General features: G+C 72.9%; 3 protein-coding genes. All 3 read left to right on the forward strand.

Annotated features, from left to right (window positions below; translation table 11 throughout):
• A partial coding sequence (locus tag AB0J52_RS35140; RefSeq protein ID WP_500187223.1) for a vWA domain-containing protein occupies positions 1 to 1,687 on the forward strand: 1,687 nt, incomplete at its 5' end.
• A 249-nt stretch (positions 1,688 to 1,936) separates the two neighbouring features.
• Positions 1,937 to 2,221, forward strand: coding sequence for a hypothetical protein (locus AB0J52_RS35145; RefSeq protein ID WP_500187224.1), 285 nt, complete (start codon positions 1,937 to 1,939; stop codon positions 2,219 to 2,221).
• A gap of 119 nt (positions 2,222 to 2,340) precedes the next feature.
• Positions 2,341 to 2,713 (forward strand): hypothetical protein (locus AB0J52_RS35150; protein WP_500187226.1); only part of this gene is annotated, 373 nt, incomplete at its 3' end.

Genomic DNA, 2,713 nt, shown 5'->3' on the forward strand with positions numbered 1-2,713 from the left:
CGACGAGACGCGCCTGCGCCTCGCCGAGCTGGACGCGCTGCCGTCCGACACCGCGCAGGCCGTCCGGCAGCTTTCGGACTACCGGTGGCGGTCGGACGCCGCGCGCGAGACGTTCGAGCGGCTCAAGGACCTGCTGCGCGGCGAGATCCTGGACTCGCGGTTCGAGGGCATGCGGCAGGCCCTGGCGAACCAGGACGCGGCGACCATGGAGCGCGTCCGGGACATGATGGCCGCGCTCAACGACATGCTCGACAAGGACGCGCGCGGCGAGCACACCCAGGACGACTTCGACCGGTTCATGCGGGAGTACGGCGAGTTCTTCCCGGAGAACCCCGCCGACCTGGACGAGCTGGTCGACTCGCTGGCCCGCCGCGCCGCCGCGACGGACCGGCTCCTGGCGTCGCTGACGCCCGAGCAGCGCGCCGAGCTGTCCGGCCTCATGGACCAGGTCATGCGGGACGCGGGCCTCGCCCTGGAGATGACCCGGCTGACCGAGTCGCTGCGGGCCCGCCGCCCCGACCTGGGCTGGGGCACGCCCGAGCAGATGTCCGGCGACCGTCCGCTCGGCATGAGCGACGCCACCGGCGCGCTCGCCGAGCTCGCCGACCTGGCCGAGCTGGAGGCCGCGCTCGGCCAGGACTACCCGGGCGCCCGGCTGGACGACATCGACGAGGAGGCCGTCCGGCGCGCGCTCGGCCGGTCCGCCGTGGACGACCTGGCCGCGCTGCGCCGGCTGGAGGCCGAGCTGGAGCGGCAGGGCTACCTGCGGCGCAACCGCGGCGAGCTCGAACTGACCCCGAAGGCCGTCCGGCGGCTGGGCGAGACGGCGCTGCGCCGGGTGTTCTCCCGGCTCACCGGATCCCGCTCGGGCGACCACGACCAGCGCGACGCGGGCCAGGCGGGCGAGCTGACCGGCTCGACGCGCGAGTGGCGGTTCGGCGACGAGCAGCCGATCGACGTCGTGCGGACGGTGTCCAACGCCGTCCGGCGGTCCGCCGCGCACGCCGCCGCGCCGACAGGGCCGACAGAGTCGGGCGGGCCGGGCGGGGGAAGGCGGGGGGTGAAGCTGAGCGTGGACGACTTCGAGGTGAAGGAGACCGAGCGGCGCAGCGCCGCCGCGGTCTGCCTGCTGGTGGACCTGTCGTACTCGATGGTGCTGCGCGGCACCTGGGCCGCCGCCAAGCAGACCACGCTGGCCCTGCACACGCTGGTGACCAGCGCGTTCCCGCAGGACGCCATCCAGATCATCGGGTTCTCCAACTACGCCCGGGTGCTGCACCCGACCGAGATGGCGGGCCTCGACTGGGACATGGTCCAGGGCACCAACCTGCACCACGCCCTGATGATCGCCGGACGGCACCTGGACCGGCACCCCGACTTCGAGCCGATCGTGCTGGTGGTGACCGACGGCGAGCCGACCGCCCACCTGCGCCCGGACGGCCGGTCCTGGTTCGACTACCCGCCGTCCGCCGACACCCTCGTCCTCACCACGGCCGAGGTGGACAAGATGACCCGGCGCGGCGCGGCGCTGAACTTCTTCATGCTGGCCGACGACCGCCGGCTGGTCTCGTTCGTGGACGAGGTGGCCCGCCGCAACGGCGGCCGGGTCTTCGCGCCCGACGCCGAGCGGCTCGGCGAGTACGTCGTCAGCGACTATCTGAGCGTCCGCCGGGGCGGACGCCGCTGACCCTCCCTCCGCACCCCCTGCGCACCCCCATCCACCGGCCTTCCCCCGCCCCTCCGCCGGCCCTCCACAGGCCCTCCGCCAGCCCTCACCTGGGCTGACACGCCCGAGGGCCGGGATCGGCACGGCTGAGGCGCGTGGTGCGGGCGTTGGGCGTGGTTTTGCCGAGCAACAGGGTTACCGCCGAACGGCACCGGGGAGTCATTACGCGGAGTGAACACCACGGCACTTTGAGTGCCATCGGAGGGAAATGTGACGACGTACCGACGACCGCTCCTCGGCGTCCTCGCCGCCGGGTTCGGCGCAGCCGCCGTGATCGCGCTCGGGTCAGGACCCGCGCTCGCCGAGGAGATGCCCACCGGGCATCACCACCCTGGCTACGGCCATCACCACCACTTCGGCCACCACCACGGCCACCATCACTTCAAGGTGCGCGGCTGGGGACGCTGGGGCTGCCCGCCCGGCCCGATGAAGGACGGCGGCCACTGCAGGCCGCACCATCCGGAGAAGCACCCGGAGATGCCTTCCACGCGCTAACGGGGATCGCCCCATTCGGCCGGTTCCGCCTCGTGCGGGCCCTGCCGGGCGGCCGCCCGGTGCTCCCGCACCGGGCGGCCTCCACCGTCTCCGGGATCCGCGCAGGCTAGGGTCGGGTCATGTCGAGTTCCGATCGTCTGCTGCTGATCCTGCACATCGGTTTCGCGATCTTCACCCTGGGGCCGCTGACCGCCGCCACGATGTCCACCCCGCGGTACATCCGCAAGCGGGACGTCGCGATCGTCAAGTACCTGAACCGGACGACGATGATCTACGCGTTCGGGGCGCTGGGCGTGTTCCTGTTCGGGTTGTTCCTGGCGAAGGGCCAGTTCGCCCAGTTCTGGCTGTCGGCGTCCATGACGCTGTTCGTCGTGGCGCTCGTGCTGCTGTTCCTCGTGGAGCGCGACCAGCGCAAGGCCATCCGCCTGCTGGAGGTCGCCGCCGCGTCGCACGGGGCGGCGCACACGGCGGCGGCCGCGACCGTCGGCGACG

It is taken from the genome of Spirillospora sp. NPDC049652, from assembly GCF_040675125.1.
Taxonomy (GTDB): Bacteria; Actinomycetota; Actinomycetes; order Streptosporangiales; family Streptosporangiaceae; genus Spirillospora.